Raw genomic sequence first — 26,628 nt, forward strand, 5'->3', positions numbered from 1 at the left:
CGCTAGCCGTTGAACTTATTTCTGCTCGCGCCAGCTGGTGTTGTAATATACGAAGTACTTCACAAATTATCAGTTTTTTCTCAACATTAAAAATACAAAAACCAAGCAATTACGCGTGGTTTTTTATTCTATTTATTTGCTCAACTTTGTGAGCATAGATTGCAAATCTGCGCTAGCCTTGTCGAGATATCCGAGCGATCGGGGGCCGAAAAAGCCCAATAAACAATTACAGATACCGAACTTTTGACAATGTTTACTAAAGCACAATTACTGGAAGATGATGACAGAAAGTGTGTGAAATCGCTTTTAAAAGCGTTTCTGTTTCAAAAGGATATGATTAAACAATTAGCTTAAGAATAATCCCCAAGAAAAATTTAAAGATTTCTTCGCTAAAAATGTAGCAATATTACAGCATAAAAAAACCGAGCAAAATTGCTCGGTTTTTTTTAGATAGTTATATGTTTATAAATCTTTAATTACTTTGAGCATTTCTATTCTTCTTTCTTTTTATCCAACTTAAAAATTTATAAAATAAAAACCAAGTAATGAAAAATACTGGTAGTTGTAACATACAGGTAGATAAAATAGAGTTATCTACCATTACCAATCCCCACAAAAGTACATTTATAGGAATAGTTATTATTTCTAATATAATCCACAACAAATTATCATAATCAAATTTAAAAATTGCATATTTAGGAAAACTGAAAAGAACAATAATAGTCCCTAACAATACATATACAAAACTTATAATAAATGAAAGTTTTTTCATAATCTAAGGGTGTAAATAAATAGGATTTGTAAATGAAGATGGAACAGTCAAAGCGCCTTTAACTACTTCAATAATATTATTTACGGATTGTTTAGGCGAAGAAAGAAGATTTAGGCCTACTCCTAATTTAGTTGCTTGCCACCATAATTTATATTCACCAGCTTCCCAATATTTATTAGCCAACCGATCCATACTTTTTACAAATTTTTTATCTGCTTGAATTGTATTGAACTGTAACAGAAGACCTGATGCGCCTGATGCTTTTACTGCGTCGTAATCTTTATCATGTATATAAGCTGGAACTTCAATTTTAAATGGTCTTACCGAATAATCAGATTGACCATTGTATTTTCTTGGGTTATCAGAACCTGGATAATTATAATTATATTTATTCTGATTTAATGTTTCAGGATTCAATTTATCAATATTAACCTTATTGTCTTTCATACTTGAATATAAAGTTTTGGATGCAGATTTAGTAAGATTAGCATCTTTATTGTTTTTGTTTACATATTCCCTTAAAGTTTCAGCATTGTCTCCTTTGTCTTTAATTAGTACGTTTTTATTATTAGCGTCTTCATGCCAATCAGAAGCACGACCATCAGTATCTACAAATATCAAAGGATTATTAAAGCAAAAGTTATATGGTGACATACTAGGATACTTCTCCGCCAACGGATCCACACTCAACCAAAGACTAGTCTTCATATCTAAATATCTAGCCCCATAATAGCTAAGATTCGTTTCTCTGTCTAATTCCTTCCCATTAAAAAGATAAGGCGACGAAAACGAGCTGGAATGCTCCTCAAATAAAATGGCTCCAAAGGCTATGTACTCGACATGCTGACTAATGCTTCCGTTTCGGGTGGTAATATACGAAGTACTTCCGAGATGATCGGGATGGAAATAAAAAATATCATTCTCAGGCAATCCAATTCCTGTAAATCCTTCTCCAGGCTTTACCGTTGTTGGTTCCACGGGCGGGCCAAATTGAACTGGTGGACCTGGAACATCGCCGGGTTTATTAAAAATAGGATTTTTTGGCCAGCCTTCCGGCGGTGCTTGGTTTTCTGCTGCGGGTTTTAGCACTTCACTCGGATACGGATTGCCAGTAAACTCGGGCGTTGCATAAATACCTTGCTGGGTGGGTGGTCCGGGCGGTAAACCTAAACTTTTTACATAAGTATCCATTGCTTTTTGTTGCTCTGCCGTCAGGTTTGTATAATTTACTCCGCCAGCAGTAATACCCAAAGGTTGTGCAAAGGCGCCGTTTCCTAATTTGCTCACAATACGTCCTGCGCCTTCAAAATAATGTTTGGTAAATTTCCCTTTGCTGATCACAAAATAAGGAGAAATATATCCTGTATAATCATCGGTATGCACAATAGTTGCAGCCGTTTGTCCATTGATGGCCACGTTTTGAGAATCTCCAGAGCTTTTTATGACTCTTTCGCCTCCTGCATCGTACGTATATTGATGAATGCGTCCGTTGTCATTGATTCCCATGAGTCTGTTTTCTTCGTCCCATGTCATTTTTCTAAAGCTCTTTTCTTCAGAATAACTCGTTGGGTTTCCGTTACCGTCATAAACGTAAACTCTTGGCTCTGCTTTTCCTACTTCTACTATTTTGTTGGGCGCATTCGGATGCAATTCATTATCGTAATTGTAATCCAACACATAGCCTTTTTGCTCATTGTTCACCGTATGCACTAAATTTTTATTAGTAATGTTGTGCATTTTATTGTAGCTCATGTTCAACTCATACTTGGCTTTGGTAAACTCACCGTTGTAAATGGCTTTGGCAGTTTTCAGTCGGTAAAAATCATCGTATTGGTATTCATGATTGGAGGTTCCGCCCAATGTATTATTGATAATCGGAGCGGTATTTTTGATATTCAATACATTTCCAACCAGATCATACCCATACGAATTGTTCATCACTTGCCTCGCTCCACTTTTGACTTGCAGTTGTTGCAATCGACGCATCGTAGGATCGTAGGTATAATTGGTTTCGGTGTCGTTTCCGTATTTCAAATACTTGCGTTGCTCAAATTCATCATACGCCAATTGCTTGATGTAATCATACGTATGACTTTCTTTCTTGCCTTGCATGCTTTGCAAATTACCCGCTCGGTTGTAGGTATAATCGACCACTTCACCATCAGGATAGGTCATTTTCTGAATTCGGTTCCAAGTATCGTATTCGAACTGCGAAATATACGTTTGCACATCGGTTGGTGTAATACGCAAGGTTCGAATTTCCTTTTCGACTTCGCCTAGTTTTACTTTGTTTTAGGAGCTATTTCCAGCTATCATTCCAATCTTTTTTGTCCGCCGCGGCGAACAAAAAAGGATTTTCCCTTCTATCTGGGCTAGGGTATCTGTTTTTATAATTACATTTTTTTTAAACCACTCCAAAACACAAAAACCAAGCAATTACGCTTGGTTTTTTATTTTGTTTACTTGCTCAACTTTACCGGCACAGAATGCAATTCTGCGCGATCGGGGCTAGCCCAGTAATACCTTATGCTCGCGACGGCGGGGGAGTTGTAAACCTATACTAGGATCAACTATAAATATGTAAACTTTTTTTTAGGACGATACAGGGTACTATGTACTTTGATCAATAATTTTTACCAGAACCCATTTATTACTTTTAAATGTAAAGAAATAGTCAATATTTACTCCCGTGTCAACAATTTGTATATTTAATTTAACCTCATCTTCCTTGATTTTATCAAGGGTAGTGATATATTTCTTCGAGAGCGTTGCAAAATTAAAGTATTTCCAATTTTCTTGTTTAATCTTTTCCTTAAAAAACTTATCCGATTCAAAGTCATAAATTTCATTATTCAACGGAAATATAATCCTAGAAATTTGAAAAACTGAATCATTATTAAACCTGTCAAAAAAAATATCAAAATTTTCCTTTCTGATATTTTGATCATTATTCAATATCACATCATTTTTGTGTTTATTTAGACAAGAAATCAAGCTAAATACTAAAACACTAGTTATCAATATATTTTTCATTTTAATTAATTTGCTATTTATCTTCCGTTTTTTGGATTTCTATTTTAGGGATTTTGAAATTGACATCAAATTCAACTTTACTTTTACCTCCAAAATTCCAATCAAATTTTACTTTATCATCAGTGGTTTTGTTAATCCATTTTTGAGGATCGATTACTTTATTACCATCCTTACCATTTCCTTCAGTTGGATCAATCGATTCGTACTTTCCACTTTCTGGATTAATTTTTTGTATTTCATAATGTAAATGAACTTGCCTCCCTTTTTCTTTCCCATTTGCACTACCGCCCATTTCACCAATTACATCAGATTCAGAAACTTCCTGACCATCTTTAATAGTTATTTTACTCAAATGAAAATATCTTGTGCGAAACTTTTTATCTGCAGAAGTAATTATTACCATTCTTCCTTCTCCCCCTGAAGGATCATTGTCAACTGTAGCTATTCCATCATGAGTAGTTAATATTGAAGAACCATAATCAGTATCACCCCCTCCTACATAATTGAAATCTAAACCTCTGTGAAACTTGCTGGCACCCGGGAGCCCAGTATTTCTTGCACCAAATCCTGAATCAATTCTCCAAGACCATTTTTTAAATTTATCATATAAAGGAATTGGACGCATTCCATCAGGATCGAGAAATTTGACTGGATTATTAAAAGCAAAAACGTAACTACCATAATTCGGCATTTTCTCCGCCATCGGATCCACATTCAACCACAAACTCGTCTTCATATCTAAATATCTAGCCCCATAATAGCTAATATTCGTTTCTCTGTCTAATTCCTTTCCATTAAAAAGATAAGGCGAAGAAAACGAGCTAGAATGCTCCTCGAATAAAATGGCTCCAAATCGATTTTATGAGATTCAGCGATTCCAAAAAAACAATAAAAAAGAGAGTTAAAAGCTATGTACTCGACATGCTGACTTATACTTCCGTTTCAGGTTGTAATATACGAAGTACTTCCCAAATGGTCAGTTTTTTCTCAACAATATAAAACACAAAAACCAAGCAATTATGCTTGGCATTTTATTTTGTTTATTTGCTCAACTTTGTATGTACGAGCCAGAGGCATCGCGCTAGCCGTTGTACTTATTTCTGCTCGCGCCAGCTGGGGGAGGCCGAGCTTCAAATCATCTTTTGTCCTTTGAAATAATCAATTAACTTTTTACGTTGATTTGAATATTTTAAAATCTCAAAATCAGAAATAGCTTCGTTAATATTAAACCAGATAATATTCTTTGTTAACAACATAACGTTTTTAGCGCCAACTATTTCTTGAATCTTTTTTAATGTTTCATCACCTATAATATGTTTAGATGATATTATATTACCCCAAAAAATATCTATAATCTTACTTTCACAATTAGCTAAATTAGTTGACCAAAAGTATAAAATACCTTCCTCTTTCTTACCCAGTTTAATATTACTAATACCTTGCATATAAAGCGCTGGCATTTTTTCATTTGCTAATTCAAGAACATAACCATAAATAGTTTCCCCGTTCTGACTTTCAATAAATAAAACTGTAGAACTAATAAAATCTAATAGAAGTGATTGAGAAATCCAAGCAGCATTAAAAATAAAATCCAAAGATTTAATATCTCTCGACTGACTGCATGAAAACGAAGCATCAATATCTCTACTCTTAAAAACATAATTCTTTAAATTTGTTAATAATTCAAAATCAATATAAACATCATCGTTTAAGTCTTTTTGTAAATCTATAAATTTAGCAAATCTATTTGGCGTAAAATTGCCGCTTTTTGTGTATTGCTTCCAGCTAGACTTAGTTTTATCTGTTATAGTGTAATGAAATTCATCAAAAGTTTTATCAAATTTATTTTTCAACAATTCAGTAAAAAACAAGATTATTCCCTCTTGTTTAATATTATTTTTATACTTAATAGAAATGCAAATACTCTTCTCTTTCATTTTATTATTTTACAATGTTACCACTTTCGGTTAAAACTTTAGTTGTTACTTTATACCCTGCTTTAGTTAATGCCTCTGCCATTGTTTTTGTTTTTTGGATTATTTGTTGAGCTGTTTGAGAAGGACTAATTACTTCAGTAATATTTATCACTCCTTTTTTACTAACGCTCATAACATCTGGCCTCCAATTACCCACACCTTCAATTGTTTTCCCTAAAACAGTATTTATAGATCTATTTAATGAAACTGTTTCGCCGTTTTTAGCTAAGTTTTCCGCAACATTCTTCATTGTACTCCAATGCGATAAAGTACCATGCTGTTTCCCCGAAGTTATTATACTTCCTCCACCTTTAAAAATATACTTACCTAAACCATATCCAACAGCTCCAAAAGCTGCTCCTATTGCGAAATCAGATCCTAAATCACCAAAAGTTGTTGATTTACCTTGGATAGATCTATTTAATGTACCTCCAACTGCGTTAGCACCTCCTGCTACACCAGCTGTTGTTAATAAACTAGCTCCTCCAGTAAATCCTGCCGCACCACCAACAATTGCACCTTGCAAGGCTGAACCTCCTACAGCTTTCCAATTAGTAACCTTTCCACTTTTATACAATTGAGTCCCAGCCTCTATTGCTCCACCAATTATACCACCTATTATTGCTCCTGCAGCTGCTGTAGCACAATTTGGACATTCTCCATCTGGATCAACATAAGTGATTGGATTATTGTATGAAAATGAATAAGCAGCTAAATTTTGTGAATTATAGACACCTCCATTAGTTGACTCAGGATTATCATATACTTCTTCACGTAATAAGATAGGATCCACATTCAACCAAAGACTCGTCTTCATGTCCAAATACCTAGCTCCATAATAGCTAAGATTCGTCTCTCTGTCTAATTCCTTTCCATTAAACAAATAAGGACTAGAAAAACTAGAACTATGCTCTTCAAACAAAATCTCCCCAAAGGCTATGTATTCGACATGCTGACTTATGCTTCCGTTTCGGGTGGTAATATACGAAGTACTTCCTAAATGATCGGGGTGAAAATAAAAAATATCGTTTTCAGGCAATCCAATTCCTGTAAATCCTTCTCCAGGCTTTACCGTTGCAGGTTGAACGGGTGGTCCAAATTGCACTGGTGGTCCTGGTACATCGCCGGGTTTATTAAAAATAGGATTTCTTGGCCAGCCTTCGGGTGGTGCTTGGTTTTCTACTGCGGGTTTAAGCACTTCACTTGGATACGGATTGCCCGTAAATTCTGGAGTGGCATAGATCCCTTGTTGTGTGGGTGGTCCTGGTGGTAAACCTAAACTTTTTACATAAGTATCCATTGCTTTTTGCTGTTCTGCCGTCAGATTTGTATAATTTACTCCGCCTGCCGTAATACCCAAAGGTTGTGCAAAAGCACCGTTTCCTAATTTGCTCACAATACGTCCTGCGCCTTCAAAATAATGCTTGGTAAATTTCCCTTTGCTGATCACAAAATACGGTGAAACATAACCCGTATAATCATCGGTATGCACAATAGTTGCTGCCGTTTGCCCGTTGATGGCCACGTTTTGAGAATCTCCAGAGCTTTTTATCACTCGTTCGCCTCCAGCATCATAGGTATATTGATGAATTCGTCCGTTGTCATTGATTCCCATGAGTCGGTTTTCTTCATCCCAAGTCATTTTTCTAAAGCTCTTTTCTTCGGAATAACTTGTTGGGTTTCCGTTTCCGTCATAAACGTAAACTCTTGGCTCTGCTTTTCCTACTTCTACTATTTTATTGGGCGCATTAGGATGCAATTCGTTATCGTAGTTATAATCCAACACATAGCCTTTTTGCTCATTGTTCACCGTATGCACCAAGTTTTTATTAGTAATGTTGTGCATTTTGTTGTAGCTCATGTTCAGCTCATACTTGGCTTCGGTAAACTCGCCTTTATAAAGGGCTTTGGCAGATTTCAGTCGGTAAAAATCATCGTATTGGTATTCATGATTGGAGGTTCCGCCCAATGTATTATTAATAATCGGAGCGGTATTTTTAATGTTCAATACATTCCCTACCAAATCATACCCATACGAATTGTTCATCACTTGCCTCGCTCCGCTTTTCACTTGCAGTTGTTGCAATCTGCGCATCGTTGGATCATAGGTATAATTCGTTTCGGTGTAGTTTCCGTATTTCAAATACTTGCGCTGCTCAAACTCATCATACGCCAATTGCTTGATGTAATCATACGTATGACTTTCTTTTTTACCCTGCATGCTTTGCAAATTACCCGCTCGATTATACGTATAATCCACTACTTCGCCATCGGGATAGGTCATTTTCTGAATTCGGTTCCAAGTATCGTATTCGAACTGCGAAATATAGGTTTGCACATCGGTTGGTGTAATACGCAAGGTTCGAATTTCCTTTTCGACTTCGCCTAGTTTTCCATAGAAAAATTCTTGTCCGCCACTAGCGTCTTGTACAAACCACAGTCTGCCTCTGCGCGATGCCGTTCCGTTGGCTTTACCATAATTGTATTGTACGTTGTTTTGTGGATTCTTTGGATATTTGATACTTTCCAAACGGTTGTAATCATACTCGTATTGTATAGCTCCACCATTAGGGACCGTATTTTTAATATCCTGCGTAACACGTTTGGTTAGGTTTCCTGCCAAATCATATTCCATTGTCGTAGTTCCTGCATCGGGATGGGTAAACTCGGTTCTTCTGCCCAGCCAGTCGTAGGTGCTTTTGGTAATGTGATCCATCGCATCCGTCACCTGGATAGTTTCGCCTAAGGCATTAATATCAAACTTAGTCACCAAATCATTTTGAATGCTCGCCAAATTGCTGCCTTTAACATCCGTTTGCGATTGCACGGTTTTACCCAAAGCATCAGTTTGTGTCGTAAGCATGGTGGGAACTCCTTCAAAAGTATCTATTTTGAAAGTAGTGGTATTGCTACTTCCGTCTGGCAAAGTGACTTTTACGGCACGACCCACTTCATCGTATTCGGTTTTGGTCGGATTTACACTAGATAATGCCGTACTAAAAGCAGCATCTATTGTAGTAGTTGTAGTTGGATAATAACTGGTAGTCGGGCGCCCTAAACCGTCATAAATAACTTTTCCTGAAACAATATGCGCTTCCTGATCTGGACTTCCTGCGGCAGTAAATAAACTGGCTGTTTTCTTTACTTGCAAGGCTCTGCCCAATCCATCGGTATAGGTATAGGTTTCGATATCTTTATCCAACTCTGGATCGTAATTTCTAGTTTTTGCGTACGGAACTTTTGCTGTTGGAAAATAATCATAAGCAATCGTGTACGGTTTTCCACTGGCAATTTCATAAGGACCTCGAATAGTTTTGGGACGACCTACGGCATCGATCGTATATTCGGTGCTTTGATCGTTTCGATCAGTCGTTTTTAGTGGAATGCCAAAGCGGTAATCGTATTCCATTTTATTTTGATACCCAAAAGCATCTTTTATTTCGGTTAAAAAACTATGATTTTCGCCATCGTACACATAATTCATTGTCATGCGTTGGTCTTTGTAATTGGCTGGACCGGTTATTTTTTGAAGGTTTCCATACGCATCATAAGCAATATCGGTTATGGCAATTTTATCAGCCGCACTGTAATTTTTTATTTGAGTAACCTCAGCCGTTGTCGTATTAATGGTCGTGGCTCTCTTGCGACGCAATCCGTCCTTAGTAAATACTTCCAATTGTTTCGGAATTCCACCAAAATAAGGGGTCGCACTTTCGTGATACGTAATTTTTGCCGTTACTTTATCGGTAGTGGTACCGTTTCCTAAATCTTCGTATTGCGTGATATTTCCGTTGGCATCGTAGGTATTAAAAGTGTTGGTTTCTAAATACTCACTTCCGCCTTCGTACATTTTTTGGTTGGTATGAATCAATCCCACAAAAATACGTTTGGCATCACAAACCGCTGAACTAAGATCGTTCAACGAAACACTTGCTTGTGTGGCTACCTCAATAAAGCTGTATTCGTTTTCTGATTCTTGACGCATTTTATTGTTTTTGTCTAACGTATAACTGCGTTTCAACAAATTTTTCCTAAAATAATCTTGATTGTAAAATTCCTGCGTAGTGGTTGCAAACACTGAATTATCAGCAGCGTCGATTTGTTGTTGAATTACTTTTGAGAATCCATAAAACTCTCTTTCGCGACGGTCGTAATACCCATCTTCATACTTAAATTTTGCAATCGAATGATCGATTCCGTCACCCACATGTCCATCATTGATATCTACGGATTGCAAAACCCATTTGGCATTTGGATTTTCATAAGTAGGTTTTACTAATTCGTAATCTATCACATAACTATTTCCGGCGGCGTTAGTCACGGATTTTAATTTATTAGTTCTTCTGATGTTGGACAGTCGAACTACTAAATGGTCTTCGTCTTTAGAAAGTATGTAATCTAAATTACCATCTCCGTCAATATCCATGAAAGTAGCTTCTGCACGTGAGGTACTCCAACCTTTAGTACCTCCTAATGATGGTGTAAGACGAAGAAGCCAAATTGGAATGTCATATGAATAACCAGCATTAAACCCATAACTCACACTCTTATTCTGATTCATCTGAGAATAAGTTGGATAAATAATTGGTGTATCAAAAGAACCTCCTAAGTTTAGAGATACAATCATTCTGTCCAGAAAGTATTCAATTTTATCGGGAAGACCATCACTATTTATATCCATAAATGATTTATTCCCGTTAGCTGTTGATCGAGCATAATTTGCACCTGCCGTAATAGAACCACCAGCAAAACTATAGCCTAAACCCAAACTCCAATCGGTTGAATTTCCCGCATTAAGTCCATTGTTATTCCAGTTTTCGGATTCTAAAAAACCATATCCAGTACTAAGTAAAACATTCCCAGAATCAGTGATTTTATCAGGTAATCCGTCTCCATTAATGTCGGCATGAATCATTTTTGCCTTGTCTGTTCCATAACCTTGAGTTACACTAACCGAAAGCTTATTTGCTGCTTTTGCTGCTTCTTCATCTGCACAAGATCTTGCAGCTATTCTATTAGCAGCTTCTTTTCCAATAGTAATGCTACCTCCACTTTTGGCATCACCATGACTGTATCCTCCACCAAAACTTGGGCCTTCAGCAGTGGTTTCTGCATGACTAAACTTACTACCTAAATCTATAACTGCTTCGGAAACACTCCCAATAGGATTGGTTAATTGCACATTACTACCTCTTATATAATCAGGAAAACGATCACCATTAAAATCTCCCATAGTCTGTGTTACATATGAATCTCCATCAATTGATTTGCTATAACCAATATTTCCAGGTCCAGCCGTAACTCCTCCAGCTATACTTTTACTTTTGCTTTCACTGATCATATCCAAGGCTGCCGTTCTACCATCTGTAAAATCTGTTAATGAGAAATCTGAATATTGCGAAATATCATCTTCTCCCAATCTTGCTGTACCTATTTCTGATCCTTTGATATAAATTGACTCTTCTAATCCTTCCCATTTATCTTTAGAAAAGGATGGGTTTAAAGTAACAAAATAATTGTCTGAAACTTCATACCCCTGATTATTATAGCCTTCAGGATTGGTATTATTTACATCTGGCTCCGACGCATAAGCATTTGATTGCTTTAACTGCATTTGATCAATTGTATTGGTAGCTAAACTTCCATTAATCACAAATCCTCCCCAATTTCTATAATACAAACCTAAAATTCTTTCATCAGGATTTAAAAGACTGTAAATAGCAAAGTCATCTGTATCAGCGTTCCAAGCTACATCATCTGTAAGATCGTCTATATCTTTATAATCAACAGCTAATAATCTAAAAATTAATGCATTGACTTTTGGATAATTTCTAAGTATAGTAATTGATTTGGGATTAGAAACAGTAATCTCTAAATGAATTGGAATTCCAACAACTGTTTCTGGATAATTAACACTCATGTCAAAAGCATTTAACACTTCAATTAATATTCCTGCTTGAAGTTTATATCTTTTTCTTGCTAAAAGTGAATTATTTTGCTTAGCTGAAACAATTACTTCTCCATTAAAATCATTAATATTAAAATATTCATCTGAAGTAGAGAGTACAAGATCTGCAGGTAAGACACTTAGCCTCAGCTTACCTTTTACGGTTGGAGAAACTCCTGGGGTAGTATAATTACCTTCTCTTTTATTATACAAAAGATGAGAAACTTCCATAGAAACTTCTTCTGCTGCTACGCCTGGAAATGGCGGTATTATTATAGTTGGTTCAAAAGAAATAGCTTTCCAATTAATATTTGTTTGCGATTCTAAAGCCATACTAATTTGAGTATCTGCCTCAAATGGTGCCAAACTTATAGAAGCCAAATCAAAGGAAATTACATCATTTGCTAAAAAGTTTTTTTCGAATACTACAACTGGCACATTTGTCTGACCAAGATATGTTTTAGTAACTACTAATCGGATGTGATCTGAAGTAATTGGCTTAATTAATTTTCCTTTTAAAGTAACATTTCCAGCTACAGGGATAACTTTTGCAGTGTTGTTACTACTAAAAAAATCAGAACTAGCTTCATAGTTTTTTAACGATAATAAATTTGCATCTAGCAATGTTGGAGGAACTGAATAGTTAGAAACAACTATGTTATTATTTTGATCCCTATCGTATTTTTTTACCTCTGAATAAGTAATTATCGGATTCCAGTTTACCTTGTCAAAATTCCCATCTTTTAAAGCACTTACTCTAAAATATAAACGCTCTCCTTTTTCTACATTAATTAAATTATTTTCTTTACTTTTTATATTATAATCTTTTGCCGTAATCAACTCATCCCAAAGCAACTGCCCTCCCTTTTGAAAATACAAATGAACGCCATCAGCCTTATCATTGCCTAAGTTATTTACATATTCAGCACGCTTTTGAATACCTTCAGCGGTTAATTCTTCTAATAAACTATATTTATGAGATACTGAAATAATTCCTTTTACTGGTGCTTCCCACATACGAACTACATCATGTAGAGGGTTTTGTTTTTCAATTTCTTCAATAGAAAGTGTACTATTTCCATCAATTATTATACTTCCACCACCTGAAACTGGACTTGGCGAACCATTACTACTTATTTCAAAAGTTGGAAGGCCATTAACTAAACGGTTATAATAAACTTGTCCATTTTTCACATAATCTACTAACCCGTCCCCATTAAAATCCATAAAATAGATTTTTGTCTTACTTGTAGAACGTTGTTCATCATATCCAACATTAGCGAATTTAACATTTAAATCAACTCCCCAATTAAAAGATGTTGTTTTAGAATAACCAATATCGCTAATATTTATTTTTTGCTTTTCTCCAAAAGAGTTTATACCTGTAGCAGATAAATTTCTTCGGTAGTAAACTCCATTGCTATTCTTAAATACTTTGTCAGGTAATCCATCTCCATCCATATCCTCCATCAAAACTGCAGTATCTGAAGTTCCCCAACTATTACCTCCATGCCCTCCAACAGTATAAGGTTTTAGACTTCCTGTTTGTCCTACAAAACCAACCCCTAAGCGATAATTAATTCCATTATTTGATCCCTCAGAACTACTTACCAATGAATGATGACCAGAAAACAACAAATCATTTGGAACAGGAATGTTGCTGTTATTAAGCTTATCACTTTCCACATTCCACTTTTGCTCCTCCCCAAAAGGATTATATTTCCCACTAGCATCTCGCACATCATCAAAATAATCTACTGTATTGGTATAAAACAAATTAGACTCCGAGTCGTATTCGGAAATTGATTTTAATAGGGTTTTCTTGAATGCTCCTTCCTTATAATTCAATTCGTAACTGCGAACCATTTGGTCTTTGTAACGCACTTCAATTTTTCGCAGTAATTGGTTGTTCAATTGTTTGAATCCCAAACGTGCAGAAACTTGAACATCTGCTCGGTTGGGCTCACCCAAATCACTGTTTTTAATAAAAGAGACACTATAATTTCCTTTTTCGGAACCAAAACCGGTATAGTAGACTTTTTTAAGATAGAGTTCACCGTCTTTTCTTTCGTATTCGTACTGTACCGTATTTCCTTTCAAATCCACTTGCATTGCTAATGCCCAATGTCCAATATTTCCAGAAGCATCTTGTAAAATACTGTTATCAGCTAAGCCAGAAGTAGTTCCACCATAATAACTAGCGACTCCACTTTTATCTCTGACAATCCAATAGTAGTCTTTAGGCGAAGATCCTTTGCGGATAATTTTTTGAAAAGCACCTTCTCGACGCGGATAAAATTGTTTGTCTGCTGTTCTGGTTACCCATGCAGCACGATGCGTATTCGGGATCAGCGCCTCGCCAGCAATCGAGTACGATTCCGTTTCCTGATTCGCATCATATCGTGGTGCACCCCAACGGGTTTCTATATTAACGGATGGAACCGAAACATCCCAACCCATTCCTGCCCAGCTGTGTCCACCATCACTATCGTATTGCAAATTAAAAGAAGGTTGCATTCCGCCTCTTCCGTTCGGTATTGCGATTCCAAAACCTGTACTTGCAGTTCCTCTTCCGTTGGCCGAAGGTGGCGCAATAGACTGAATTCCAACTAATGGACTTGCTGCTTTTAAATCCTTGATACTCGTTGGCGTATAACCAGAAGTTTCTGGAGATTCGGGCATTTTTATAATTCCAGCAATAAAATCCGTGAAATGTGTCGTTTTTGCACTGATCATTCCGCCTTTTATATCCAAAGAATCTTTTCGAACTTCCTGCCAAAGTCTTTTGTTTTCATCAAAATAAAACACGTTGATGTCTTTTTCCGTATATCCTTCTGGAATGGCTTTTTTATCAAATGGCAAAGACAAATGAACTGCTTTTTCAAAAACAGTTCCGTGTGGCAACAATCGAAAACCAGCATTCGTTTTAGTCACATTGACCATAGCCGTATTTAGAGGGGCTATGTCTATTTTTCGCAAACCACTCACAGAAACCGTTACTTTATTTTTGAGCGCACCAATTGGGAAAACAGCCGAGAAATCTTTGTAAACCATTTTACTTTCCTTTTGAAAATCAATAGTTTTAAAAATACGTTCTTTTGCATTTTCTACAGCAACAAAGCGATCCACTTTTTTGAAATCACTTACCGCTAAATTTTCATTGCTTATTGTTCCTGTTGTCGTCTCTTTGGTCAACAATATAGATTTTTCAGCTTCTTTACGATCTAAAACCAATTCAAATTCAGGTTCACTCATATCTATTGCAATCCCCGCAATAGTTAGTGATTTAATTTGAGACGGAAAATTAGTTCCTTTGATGTATAACTTAGTTTCTGACTGTAAAAGTGTTAGCTCATTTGAAGGAACCACCGATTTATAGACAATTCGAACATTTTTTATTTTATACGAATTCGCCACTCCTTCTGATGCGGTAAACAAAACCACATTATCCCCATTTCTTAATGATTTTTCAGAGAGTAATTCTGACTGTTGGTTCCAACTTTTATTAGGTGATAAAAATTGTCCTCCAATACTAGGCTGATTATTTACACTTCTAGAGATAGAAGCTGCTTGATCAAAACCATATAATTCGTATTCTAAGTAGGCACTTTCAGTTGCAGCAGGTTCCGCATCAATTTTAAAATGAAATACGTTATCATAGGCATCATCCGAGTCATTTTCCTCTTGAATACCAATTACTCCTAGTTGAATATCTGCATCAAATACTTTTGACGGAGTAACCAACGCGGGATCTAATTTTACCTTTTCAGGAAGGGATTCAGTTGATTGTTCTTCAAAAAAATGAGTAGTTAATAACGAAACAACAGCATTGTTTTTTAAATTTATTGCAAACAAAAAGGAACTAACTAAAAGGACACTAATTATAATTTTATTTTTCATAACGAATAGTAATCAACTGTGGGGCAATCGGTTAATTTTTATTTAAAATGGAACTACTTAACAATTACTTTAAAAGTTTTAGTTCCAAAATCTGATTTTACGGTAACAAGATACATTCCTGATGAAGCGTTGATAACCCCATCATATAGGTAATTTTCTATTTGCTTGAATTCCTTTTCTTGAATTAATTTTCCATTTAAAGAATGTATAGCAATTGTGGCATCCGTTTTTTGAACAAATTGCATGGCTATTGTAAAATGACCGTCAATTGTTGGATTGGGATATAATATCAAGACATTAGAATCTAAATTTTCTTTCCCATCTGTAGAAACCGCAATTTTAGTCGAAGTCTTGCATACATTATCACTTGATAATCGAAGTTCATAAATACCGGCTTGATCTATTAAAATTTTAGGATTATCATCAATAAAATTCCCCTCATAATACCATTTGTATTCATAATTTCCTGGTTTCAACCCTTGACTAGCATCAAGTGTAATTGCGTTACCGTTCGTGAGTTGGTATTGTGATTTTAAATCTGGGAAAGTACCTTCTTTGTCAGCTACAAAAACAGTTTCTCTGTATAAATTGCCTTTTGCATCTTTAACAATATACTCGTAATTCCCCGACGAAAGTTGTACTCCACTAGCACTTTTAGCAGCTTGGTTCCATTGTTTTACGACAGTATCACTTCCTTCTTTTTTTACTGTTACTACAAAAGGAGCTTCACCTCCTTGTATAGTATAATTTAATTCTCCGGATCCCGTTACTCCACAAGTAGCATCTGTAATCCAAACGCTGCTGAACATTTCTGGAGCAATTTTTATAGTAAAATTAGTTTTTCCTGTTTTTTGTTTGTCCCAATCAAAATCATTCAACACTAGTTTTTGTTGTGTTTCTGTACTTCCTAAACGTATGTATTCTGAATCTTTTTCTTGATAAGTTCCTTTTCCTGAATAATCGACTAATAACCAGTAAAAAGTATTTTTAGGTAAAGTCCCTTTTATAAAACTCGTATTAAAACTCCAATCCAGACTTAAATCACTTGGATTCACAAAATCCAATTGCCATTCTCTCGCAATTCCTATTGGCGCTCCTTGTTCCTGCTTTTTTACAATAAGATTTTTGCTGTTATCACTCCAAAAAGAAAAATAATTATTTGGTATTTTGTTGCTTTTACTTTTAAGAGCAATAGTAAGCAAACCTTCTTCTATCATATTGCTACTTTTTAATTGTAACAATCCACTCGCATCGTCTCTTCCTACAGCAGTTATAGAATTTTCAAATCCCTTGTGTTTATCTATATCCCAAATAATATCTCCTGAACTATTGAGGTAATTTTTACTTTCAAATTGCGAAAGAGAAATTCCATATTTAATACCTAAATAGCTAGCTACTTTTTGAGTTTCTAATCCCGAGAGTACTCTATTGTACACCAAAATTTCACCTATATTCCCTTTAAAATCTTCTGGCGGTAATTTTTCTAACTTAGACCTTTGACCGATGGTTAGTGACGAAGAGCGCGCTATGGTATCGGTAATATTCTGCTGAAAAAAATGAATATTGGCTTTATGAGGTTTTATTTTTTCTTTATAAGACTGGTACGAATATTTTTTTAAATCTACCAAACGTTTATTGGTGGCAAGTGCTACTATTTTTTTCGGATCATTTATTGTCCATAAAAACTGTTCTTTTAAACTATCTTTTACTTTATAGACTAGAAATAAGGTCTGTTTCCTTTTTTTATCCGTTCCTAATGGCAGAATCAAAGAATCTTGTGTCGCATCAAAGATTATACTAGGGTTAAAATTGAAAGCCGTTCCCGTTTGTTTTTTAGCAGTTATTTTACCTTCATTATCCGTACGATTTTCCCAATAATAAGCTTCTCCACTATTTCTTGAAGTAAGCCAAAAAGTAGGATCTTGTACAGCACCAGGTTTTATTTTTTGTTGCGAAAAAATTAAATTACTGGTCGATAACGCAATAAAAACCAATACTAAAAAAATCCTTCTACACATAATTTCTACTATTTTAAAAAATGAAATCGCTATTAAAAATTCGCCAAATCATCAAAATCAAATGAATATCCAATAATTAATGAAATACTATTAATCTTATTTTTATTTTCGCTGTAGCGATGCCCGTTTTCTTCAGTTGCTAAAGCATCTGTAAGCCCCAAAGTATATCTGGCTCCAACAGTCCAATTGGATTCAAATTCGTATCCAGCTGAGAATATTCCGTAAAAATAATTTTTACCGGTAAGCGCTTCTCTCAAAACTTTTTGTACGTTGGCATCAGGCTCAAAATAAACTCCAGAATTTGCAAATAACTCTTGACTATTGGAAGTGTATTTTATATTATTAGCATTGATATTAAAAGACACACCTGGACCAACACCAACATATAAACCTTGATACGGATAATACTTAAATTGAGTGGCGGTATTAAGATAACTGTAACCAAAATTTATTTTGTATTCAAGACCTTTTACATCTTCATAATTCAAATCGGTGGCTTGTTGAGAATACGAAACCTCGGTTTGAATACTTACTTTTGCATACGGATATTTCCAGTTAATTAAAAACCCTGCGGTAGGACCAAACTTTCCTTTCTCTTCTAAAGTGTAGCCTTCATAAATTCCTTTGGGTACAATTACATCAGGAAGATTAGACATTTTTGAATACATTCCGCCCACAAAAAGCCCATAAGTGATTCTTCTATCTCCTTGAGCTGAAAGTGATTTTGCGCCAATTAAAAAAAGGATTATAATAATTTTTTTCATTTTTTTTGAAATTACCATTGGTGAAAACTATAGCCTAAGGAAAGACTAATAGTGTTGGTTTTATTTTGATTTTCGATAAATTGAAAGGAGGAAGCGTTACTTTTTACTACATCTTTTACACCTAAATAATAGCGTAGATCAAAATGAATACTTTGCTGAAGTTCATATCCGAGAGAAAAGCACATCGAAAAATCATCTGCACCATCTAGACCATCTTGATAAAACTGTCTAGTAGCTACATCATATAATCCGCCAGCTTCATTCGATTTATAAGTAACATTATTGGGTGAAAGGCTCACACCATAAAAAGCACCAAAACCTAAATTTAATCCCTTGTAAGGATATACTTTATACAATGCACCTATTTCTATGTAAGAATAATTGAGCCCTAACTCAAACTCCTTACCTACTTTATCCTTGTAGGTAACGGTCTCTCCCGATTGTCTAAACAAAATTTCGGGCTGAATGGCTACGCGAGTATCATATAATTTAAAATTCAAGAAAAAACCACCTTCTAAACCATAAAGACCTTTGGTTTCCATCTTACTATTATCAAATGTATTATCGCGTCCCTTTATACTCTCTGGAAGATTACTGATTTTTGAGTGTAAAGCCCCGAACTTCAAACCATAAGTAATGTTGGTGTCGTGTTGGGAATAAATCAAAGTGTTAAAAAAACAACAAAAAATTGATAAGTATTGTATTACTTTCATGCAAAATTTTTTTGCAAATATAGACGGTAATATTTTAAATATCAACACATTTTTAAAATACAAATGTTAAATATACAAATGATTAAAATAAAAAAATAGCTACATATTTTATTAATTATTAGTTTTATTAATAAAGAATAATCTGATATATTTTAAAAAAAAATAACAATATTTATATTATTTTACTATTAAAAAAAGTTTTTAAAACCTCAGGTTCTTTTGTTATTGTAAGACTTTAAGTTAAAAAATACAAGAAGCATTAAGTGATCATATTTAAAAAAAAAGAGGTTTTTTTGAGAATCATAAAAGTGCTGTTCTTTTTATTTTATGATAGAAATTGATTTATTTTAATTCACTAATCAAGATTACATCGTCTTTTCTCTCTTCTCGAATCAATCTTCTTTATTAAACCTTTTGGTAAAATGGCTGTCCTAATTGAGAACTAAAAGAGAAAAATCACAGCAACATTGTTCCTTTTTCTTGATAATTATCATTCGATTTTAATCCCATTAATAGTATGGACAATACAGTACTTTGGTCATTACGACTTGGTTTTTCCTCTAAAGAAGCACAAACTATTTCAGAAATTGGTTTGAGTTCATTTCTTGAAAAGTCTTTCCAGAAAAAATCAGAAAAACAAATACCCGATTTTCTAGAAAATAGTCCTAAAACGGCGGAAGATTTCAAGCAACTCCGAATGCAATACAAAGAAGATAATACGGAGGCTAGAAAGCAATTACGTATTACTGAAGCTAAAGTTTCACTAGAAATGAAAGCGTGGTGGATTGATAAAATGAGAAATGAAGAATTTCCTCTACGAGAGAAAATGACCTGTTTTTGGCACAACCATTTTGTAGCAACTTTTCAAAAGGTAAAAGTCAATTATTATATCTATCAACACCATCAAATTCTAGAAGAAAATGCTTTTGGAAATTTCAAGGAATTGACAAAAAAAATATTAAAAAGCAACGCAATGGTGCGATATCTTGATAATACGGATAATAAGAAAGGGAAAAACAACGAAAATTTAAGCCGAGAGTTATTAGAATTATTCACATTAGGAATTGGAAATTATACGGAGTCTGATATAAAAAATGGTGCCAAAGCTTTAGCAGGTTTAGGAATTGGAAAAGAAGGAGCTCAATACCGCCGCGTTTTCGAGGATAATGACGTGAAGACTTTTTTTGGAAAAACCGGAAACTTCAAATGTGATGATATAGTAGATCTAATTTTCGAACAAAAGCAAATTCCTTATCTCCTTACAAGAAAAATTCTAGAATGGTTTATTTACGATACACCAAAAGAGGAATTAGTTGAATATTATGGTGATTATTTTCGAAAAGTTGATTTTGAAATTCAGCCTTTATTAATAAAAATATTTACTGAGGAATTCACTAAAAATAATGCTGGTTCTAAAATAAAAAATCCTTTGGAATATATTTTACAACTACTATCCGAACTTCATATTGAAAATTCAAACCCAAAATTGATTGCCAATTTTATAAAAGAACAAGGAATGGATTTATACAACCAACCCAATGTAAAAGGATGGGTTGGCGGAAATTCTTGGTTGACTTCACAAGTCTATTTACAACGGAATAATCTTGCTGATTTACTTTGTAGTGGCCGCGGTTTAAATAGAAAAAATGTCAAACCAAACGAGGAAATGATAGACAAAAACATCAAAACAAAACAGGTTGAAATTAATTGGAACAATAATGGTAATAACAAGCAAATTATAATGGAGCTCAAAAATAGATTGTTGTGTTCGGTAGATATTGCATCCCAAAAAGATTTTGAGAATATCATTAAATACGATTTCAATCCGAAAGCGGAGAATGCCAATCAGGTTGTTTTGCGCTTGTATAATGCCATGATAAAAATGCCCGAATATCAATTGATTTAATTTTAAAATTGCGAAAATGAATAGAAGAAACTTTTTGACACTTACGGGAACATTTACTGGAGGCGCGCTACTTTTACCCGATTTTTTACATGCTTTTGGTTCGCAACAAAACTTAATTATTGGAGATCAATGCATTGTTTTTGTACAATTAAATGGAGGAAATGATGGACTGAACACCTTCGTTCCTTTTGAGGATCCATTGTATTACAACTTGCGTCCACAAATCGCTTTGTCTAACGAGACTGTTGTTAGCAAAAACAAAGGAATGGCATTTCATCCAGCCTTGAAAGGATTTGCAGAAATGCAGCAAAATGGCGATTTATCCGTAATTCAAAATGTGGGTTATCCTGAACCTAATCGCTCGCATTTTCGCAGTCAAGAAATTTGGCAAACTGCTTCAGATTCTAATAAATATAGCAACGAAGGTTGGCTAGGTCGCTATCTGGATTTCCAATGTAAAGACCATCAACCAACTGCCGGAATCAACATAGACACTATTGATAATTTGGCATTAAAAGGCTTAGAACCTAATTCGATTACGGTGAAAAACCCGAATGTTTTTAAAACTAAAAATCAAAAAGAGGACACAATAACTTTATCTGATAATCCGCAATTGGATTTTGTTCGAAAAATTGCCAATTCGGTTACTGAAGGTTCTGATGAGATTCAGAAAGCATTAGCTAAATCAAACACTGAAATTAGCTATCCTAAAACGGGTTTGGCTACAAATCTAGCTTGGATTGCCCGTTTAATTAAAGGAAATTTGAATTCAAAAGTATATTATACTTCGCTAAACGGATTTGACACGCACGACAACCAATTGGCGATTCAAAACAACAAATTAACGGAATTGAATGATGCGTTATTTTCATTTTATACCGATTTAAAAAAAGCCTCTTTATTGCAAAATGTAACTATTGTTGTTTTTTCTGAATTTGGTCGTCGTGTAAAAGACAATGGAAAGGGAACGGATCACGGAACAGCAGCACCAATGTTTGTTATTGGCGGTAACAACCGAGGCAAAATCATTGGTAATAATCCCAATCTTTCAGATTTAGATCAAGGTGATTTAAAATACGAAACAGATTTTAGAAGTGTATATGCGAGTTTATTAAAAAACAAACTAGACTTTGATCCTACTAAAATAGGAATACAGAATAAAGCATTGCAAGGACTATTTTAAAGATTTCTCGTTAAAAATTAACGATTTTTGAAGGCCGATTTTGTGGTTTAAAATAAATTATTTACTTGTCTATATTCTCACGTCAGAAATCAAAAATCGTTAATCAAAAATCATAAATAAAACTTACTGATTCAAATTGCCTTCTTCTTCCTTTTTTTCTTTGTTCAACAAACTTGGACCTTCTTTAGCCAATTTGTTTTTAGTTGGAATTTTATAATTAATACTAAAGCCAAATCGACGAGAGTCATATTTGCTTGAATATAATAATGGCGTATTATAGGAGCTCACCACAGTGCGATTAGAATTAAAAATGTCACTAGCACTCAATGAAACGGAAAGTTGATCTTTGAAAAACTTTTTAGAGAAAGTCAAATCTAAGCTATTTCGCATCGGCTTATCTACAATAAAATAAAAGTAATTCCCCTTTGGAAACATATAAATAAAGTTGGCCACAAACTTAATATCTTTTGGCAATAAGAGTTGCGACATTAAATTTAACATCCAAAAACCATTGGTTTTAATATCTGGAATTTGATGATATTGATATGCCGTATATACATATAAGAAATTCATCGTGTCTGGATTGACATTCATTTTCATCGTTTCTTTAAGTCCTTTGGTAAACAACATATACGGAATTGGCATTCCAATATTAAAATTGTGAACTTTAATCTGTGGCACATTCACATTGGTGTTGATCACCACATCATTCGTCAGCAAAACTCTATTAACCACTTGATTTTGAGCAGAACTTACATTGTACCCAATAAATGCATAATCAAACGCGCTTAATTTTACTTCATAATTATCAAAGATTGTAGGTTGTAAGTTTGGATTTCCAGAGAAATCTACATTGGGATTTTGATAATTGGTATTGTTAGGATTTAATGCAGAAGTACTCGGCAAACTAATTTTCTTATTGTAATTGACATTAAAATAAACAGAGTTACTAAAATTGTATTGCGCACTTGCGTTAGGAAAAAATCGAAATTGTTTAAACGGAATTAAATCTGTCGTATTGGTTTTTCCGCTAATATCGTAATCCTCAGCTCTAGCACCAACGATAAAATTGAAATTACTAAATTTAGTTTGCAATTCTGAATACGCAGCCGCTGTTCTACGTTGATAGTCTAAATTGACCACATTCCTATTTTGAGTTTCAAAAAACAATCCTTCATATAAACCACCAAAACTCAATTTTCCTTCATCTGAAAAGTTTATTGGCTGAGAATAATCAATTTTAGCATTGAATAATTGCTGTTTTGATTCATTGTTTAAAACGTTTGTATTATTGATTCTAGAGTCTAATAAAAAATCATTTTTATTATCATTATAATTGAATTTAAACTCTAATTTCTTTGATCTGTCGTCAAACTTTTTTTGGTAAGTCACCACGAAATCTTGGCGCAATGCATCTGTGTAAGAGTCATCATCCGTATTAAACCCAGGACCATTACTCGTAGTTACACTATTATTATTGCTGTAATTTAAATCATAATTAAGCAACAATCTATCTTTACCAATATCAAAAGTTAGCGCTGATTTTACAAAATTTGTTCTTCCAATACGATCCGCATCTGTAGCCGAAACTAAAGTAGTTACATTATTCTCGTTTTTAGTTAAGGAAGTCCACAAAGCGCTTTCAGAATAACTTTGTGCAAGATTCAGTTGCCAACCAAAATATTTATTTCTAGCACTCAGCAGCAAACTATTGTTTACACGCCATCTCAAATGATCATAATTAGTAATATTCGTGCTGTTTGTAAAGGTTGCGCTTAAATATTTTTTAGCATTTACATTCGTAATAATATTCATAATAGCTCCACCAGAAGTTGCTGGAAACTCAGCACCAGGTTGTGTTATGATTTCAATTTTCTCAATAGCATTTGCAGGCATTCCTTCTAAAAAAGAATTGAGTTCATTTGTAGTTATATTTAATGGTCTTCCATCTAAGTAAACATCCAATTGCTTTCCTTGATACATCATTCCAGCGACATCAGATGCAAGTAATCCAGGTAGTTTTTTTATTCCGTCTAATACAGATCCTGTATTTAAACTGGGTTGACTTGCAAAATCAAAAATAGTTCTGTCTGCTTTTTGTTCTACAGCTTTCTTCACTTTTACAATTGATACTTCGCTTAATTCAACTGCTTTTGCAGGTGTTTCCTGTGCTTGAAGTGTACATAAACTTCCAAAAAGGAATAGAGCCAACAAGATATTATTTTTCATCATGGATATTTTATTATCTAAATAGACTCGTAAGTAGAACAAACGTTACAAGAATTAGGTTCTAATTTAGAAAAATGTATTTTTAGAATAAATACGACATAATAATTTTAGGAAATCGCTGATCTAGAATTAATAAAAAAAGGAGAATAAACTTCTGAAATATTAACTTCTAAATTCTACTCATAAGTTGCAACTAAAGCCTATCTTTGCCCGCTTTTTAAAATTTAAAAAAAATGACAAAGAACAGCGTATTAAAAGGAGTTTTCTTAGTAGCAATTGGTGCAACGAGCTACGGAATGTTAGCCACTTTTGTAAAAATAGCTTACGGAGAAGGTTTTACAACAGCAGAAGTAACTACTTCGCAATTTATATATGGAATTATTGGAATTCTACTTTTAAATTTAATTCAGAAGATTAAAAACAAGAATACAACTCCAAAAGCTACGAAAAAAAATATTCTACATTTGATGCTTGCGGGAACTTCTTTGGGAACAACCAGTCTTTTTTATTATTTAGCCGTGAAATACATTCCTGTTTCTATCGGGATCGTTTTATTGATGCAAACCGTTTGGATGGGAGTTTTACTAGAAATGATTTTAGAAAAAAAATTACCATCTACACAAAAAATTATTTCAGTAATTATTGTTTTAGTGGGAACCGTTTTGGCAACTAACTTAATAAACAACGAAATACAATTAGATTGGCGCGGCATTATGTGGGGAGTTTTAGCAGCTGCTTCCTTTACTACTACTATGTTTACCGCTAATCGTGTTGCGACCACCATTTCTTCAACCCAACGAAGTTTGTATATGCTTCTTGGAGGTGCGGTAATTGTATTTACATTTGCTTTATTTACACAAGTTACTCCATTTAACTTTGATATCTTTTTAAAATGGGGAATTATTATGGCTCTATTTGGAACTATAATTCCACCGATGTTATTGAATGCTGGTTTTCCGTTAACTGGAATTGGACTAGGAAGTATTGTCTCTGCGCTAGAGCTTCCGGTTTCGGTTATGATGGCTTATACTTTATTAAATGAAAAAGTAGATCCGCTACAATGGTTTGGTATTGTCTTAATTATTTTAGCGATAATCATTATGAATGTCAATTTTAAGAAAACTGCTAAAGATTTACACTAATAAATCGTGTTATAATACTAGTAAACTCATCGATTTTTTTATAAATTCGTAACAAACAAATTATTATGAATTTACCTTGGCATTTGTATGTAATGGCATTTATCTATTTCATTGCAGGAATAAACCATTTTAGAAATCCACGTCTTTACATAAAAATTATCCCTCCTTCTTTTCCAAATCCAAAATTATTAAATATAATTAGCGGTTTGGCCGAAGTGCTTTTGGCTATAGGTTTGTGTATTGCAAGTATTTCCAATTATGCTGCTTGGGGAATTATTGCTTTATTAATCGCTGTTTTTCCCACGCATCTTTATATGTATTTTAATGAAAAGGCGAGAATGGGATTGCCAAAATGGGTATTACTTTTAAGAATGCCCTTGCAGTTAGTATTGATTTACTGGGCTTTTCAATATACGTAAAAAATGAATTCTTTATTTGAGGGACACTCCGAACCGATATTTCTGGGATTACCAGATGCAGAAATTATTTATTATCCCGAATTTTATAGTCAGTCATCAGCCGATTTAATTTATTCGGAACTACAAAGAGACATTCTCTGGCAACAAGATGAAATCAAAATTTTTGGAAAAATTCATCCGCAACCTAGATTGACCGCTTTGTACGGTAATGAAGGAAAATCATACTCCTATTCGAATATAAAAATGCAACCTCATCCGTGGAGTTTGCTTTTGCAAAAAATAAAAACGGAAGTTGAAAAGGTTGCTGAAACAAATTTTAGTACGGTTTTACTCAATTATTATCGCGATGGAAAAGACAGTAACGGTTGGCATGCAGACGACGAAAAAGAATTGGGATTAAATCCTATCATTGCTTCGGTTAGTTTTGGTGCGGAACGCCTATTTCAATTAAAACATAAGACTGATACACTACAGAAAAAAAGCATCAATTTACAACATGGAAGTCTGCTTTTGATGAAAGGAACTACGCAACATTTCTGGAAACATCAAATCCCTAAAACAGCCAAACCAATCGGATCAAGAATAAACCTCACCTTCAGACTGATAAAATAATTTTTGTATAGATT

15 protein-coding genes are annotated in these 26,628 nt (G+C 34.3%); 5 read left to right on the forward strand and 10 right to left on the reverse strand.

Going from position 1 to position 26,628, the window contains the following annotated elements:
• Positions 1–472 precede the first annotated feature (472 nt).
• The 9 genes from J3S90_RS01140 to J3S90_RS01180 form a co-directional block, all read right to left on the reverse strand.
• Positions 473–772: a hypothetical protein gene (locus tag J3S90_RS01140; RefSeq protein ID WP_210644149.1), complete on the reverse strand. Its 300-nt coding sequence runs from the start codon at positions 770–772 to the stop codon at positions 473–475.
• Between the two features lie 3 nt (positions 773–775).
• Entirely contained in the window at positions 776–3,022 is a 2,247-nt protein-coding gene (locus J3S90_RS01145) for an RHS repeat domain-containing protein (protein ID WP_210644151.1), read from the reverse strand.
• Between the two features lie 360 nt (positions 3,023–3,382).
• Positions 3,383–3,805 carry a hypothetical protein gene (locus J3S90_RS01150; protein ID WP_210644152.1) on the reverse strand — a complete coding sequence of 141 codons (423 nt, stop codon included), beginning with the start codon at positions 3,803–3,805 and terminating at the stop codon, positions 3,383–3,385.
• Positions 3,806–3,818: 13 nt separating this feature from the next.
• Positions 3,819–4,649, reverse strand: a complete 831-nt coding sequence (locus J3S90_RS15890; RefSeq protein ID WP_317192524.1) for a peptidoglycan DD-metalloendopeptidase family protein — start codon at positions 4,647–4,649, stop codon at positions 3,819–3,821.
• A gap of 286 nt (positions 4,650–4,935) precedes the next feature.
• Complete coding sequence (locus J3S90_RS01160) at positions 4,936–5,742, reverse strand: hypothetical protein (RefSeq protein ID WP_210644154.1); 807 nt, start codon at positions 5,740–5,742, stop codon at positions 4,936–4,938.
• A 4-nt stretch (positions 5,743–5,746) separates the two neighbouring features.
• Entirely contained in the window at positions 5,747–15,628 is a 9,882-nt protein-coding gene (locus J3S90_RS01165) for a SpvB/TcaC N-terminal domain-containing protein (protein WP_210644156.1), read from the reverse strand.
• Between the two features lie 53 nt (positions 15,629–15,681).
• Entirely contained in the window at positions 15,682–17,646 is a 1,965-nt protein-coding gene (locus J3S90_RS01170) for a T9SS type A sorting domain-containing protein (protein ID WP_210644158.1), read from the reverse strand.
• 32 nt (positions 17,647–17,678) lie between these two features.
• Positions 17,679–18,410, reverse strand: coding sequence for an outer membrane beta-barrel protein (locus tag J3S90_RS01175; protein ID WP_188049676.1), 732 nt, complete (start codon positions 18,408–18,410; stop codon positions 17,679–17,681).
• A gap of 11 nt (positions 18,411–18,421) precedes the next feature.
• A complete protein-coding gene (locus J3S90_RS01180; RefSeq protein WP_188049675.1) occupies positions 18,422–19,123 on the reverse strand; it encodes an outer membrane beta-barrel protein in 702 nt (233 codons plus the stop codon).
• Positions 19,124–19,640: 517 nt separating this feature from the next.
• Between J3S90_RS01180 and J3S90_RS01185 the strand changes: the two genes are divergently transcribed.
• Both J3S90_RS01185 and J3S90_RS01190 read left to right on the forward strand, forming a co-directional pair.
• On the forward strand, positions 19,641–21,029 hold the full coding sequence (locus J3S90_RS01185; protein ID WP_210644160.1) for a DUF1800 domain-containing protein: 1,389 nt from the start codon (positions 19,641–19,643) through the stop codon (positions 21,027–21,029).
• A gap of 16 nt (positions 21,030–21,045) precedes the next feature.
• A complete protein-coding gene (locus tag J3S90_RS01190; RefSeq protein ID WP_210644162.1) occupies positions 21,046–22,212 on the forward strand; it encodes a DUF1501 domain-containing protein in 1,167 nt (388 codons plus the stop codon).
• Positions 22,213–22,335: 123 nt separating this feature from the next.
• Here J3S90_RS01190 and J3S90_RS01195 read toward each other — a convergent pair whose 3' ends face one another.
• Positions 22,336–24,441, reverse strand: coding sequence for a TonB-dependent receptor domain-containing protein (locus tag J3S90_RS01195; protein WP_210644164.1), 2,106 nt, complete (start codon positions 24,439–24,441; stop codon positions 22,336–22,338).
• A 233-nt stretch (positions 24,442–24,674) separates the two neighbouring features.
• On the opposite strand from J3S90_RS01195, the gene J3S90_RS01200 reads away from it, so the two are divergent.
• From J3S90_RS01200 to J3S90_RS01210, 3 genes are all read left to right on the forward strand, one after another.
• Complete coding sequence (locus tag J3S90_RS01200; RefSeq protein WP_188049671.1) at positions 24,675–25,583, forward strand: EamA family transporter; 909 nt, start codon at positions 24,675–24,677, stop codon at positions 25,581–25,583.
• A gap of 65 nt (positions 25,584–25,648) precedes the next feature.
• Entirely contained in the window at positions 25,649–26,002 is a 354-nt protein-coding gene (locus J3S90_RS01205; RefSeq protein WP_188049670.1) for a DoxX family protein, read from the forward strand.
• A 3-nt stretch (positions 26,003–26,005) separates the two neighbouring features.
• Positions 26,006–26,614 (forward strand): alpha-ketoglutarate-dependent dioxygenase AlkB family protein, encoded by a 609-nt coding sequence (locus J3S90_RS01210; protein WP_210644166.1) that lies wholly within the window; start codon positions 26,006–26,008, stop codon positions 26,612–26,614.
• Positions 26,615–26,628: the final 14 nt, after the last annotated feature.

The organism is Flavobacterium flabelliforme, assembly GCF_017948675.1.
Lineage (GTDB): Bacteria > Bacteroidota > Bacteroidia > Flavobacteriales > Flavobacteriaceae > Flavobacterium > Flavobacterium pygoscelis.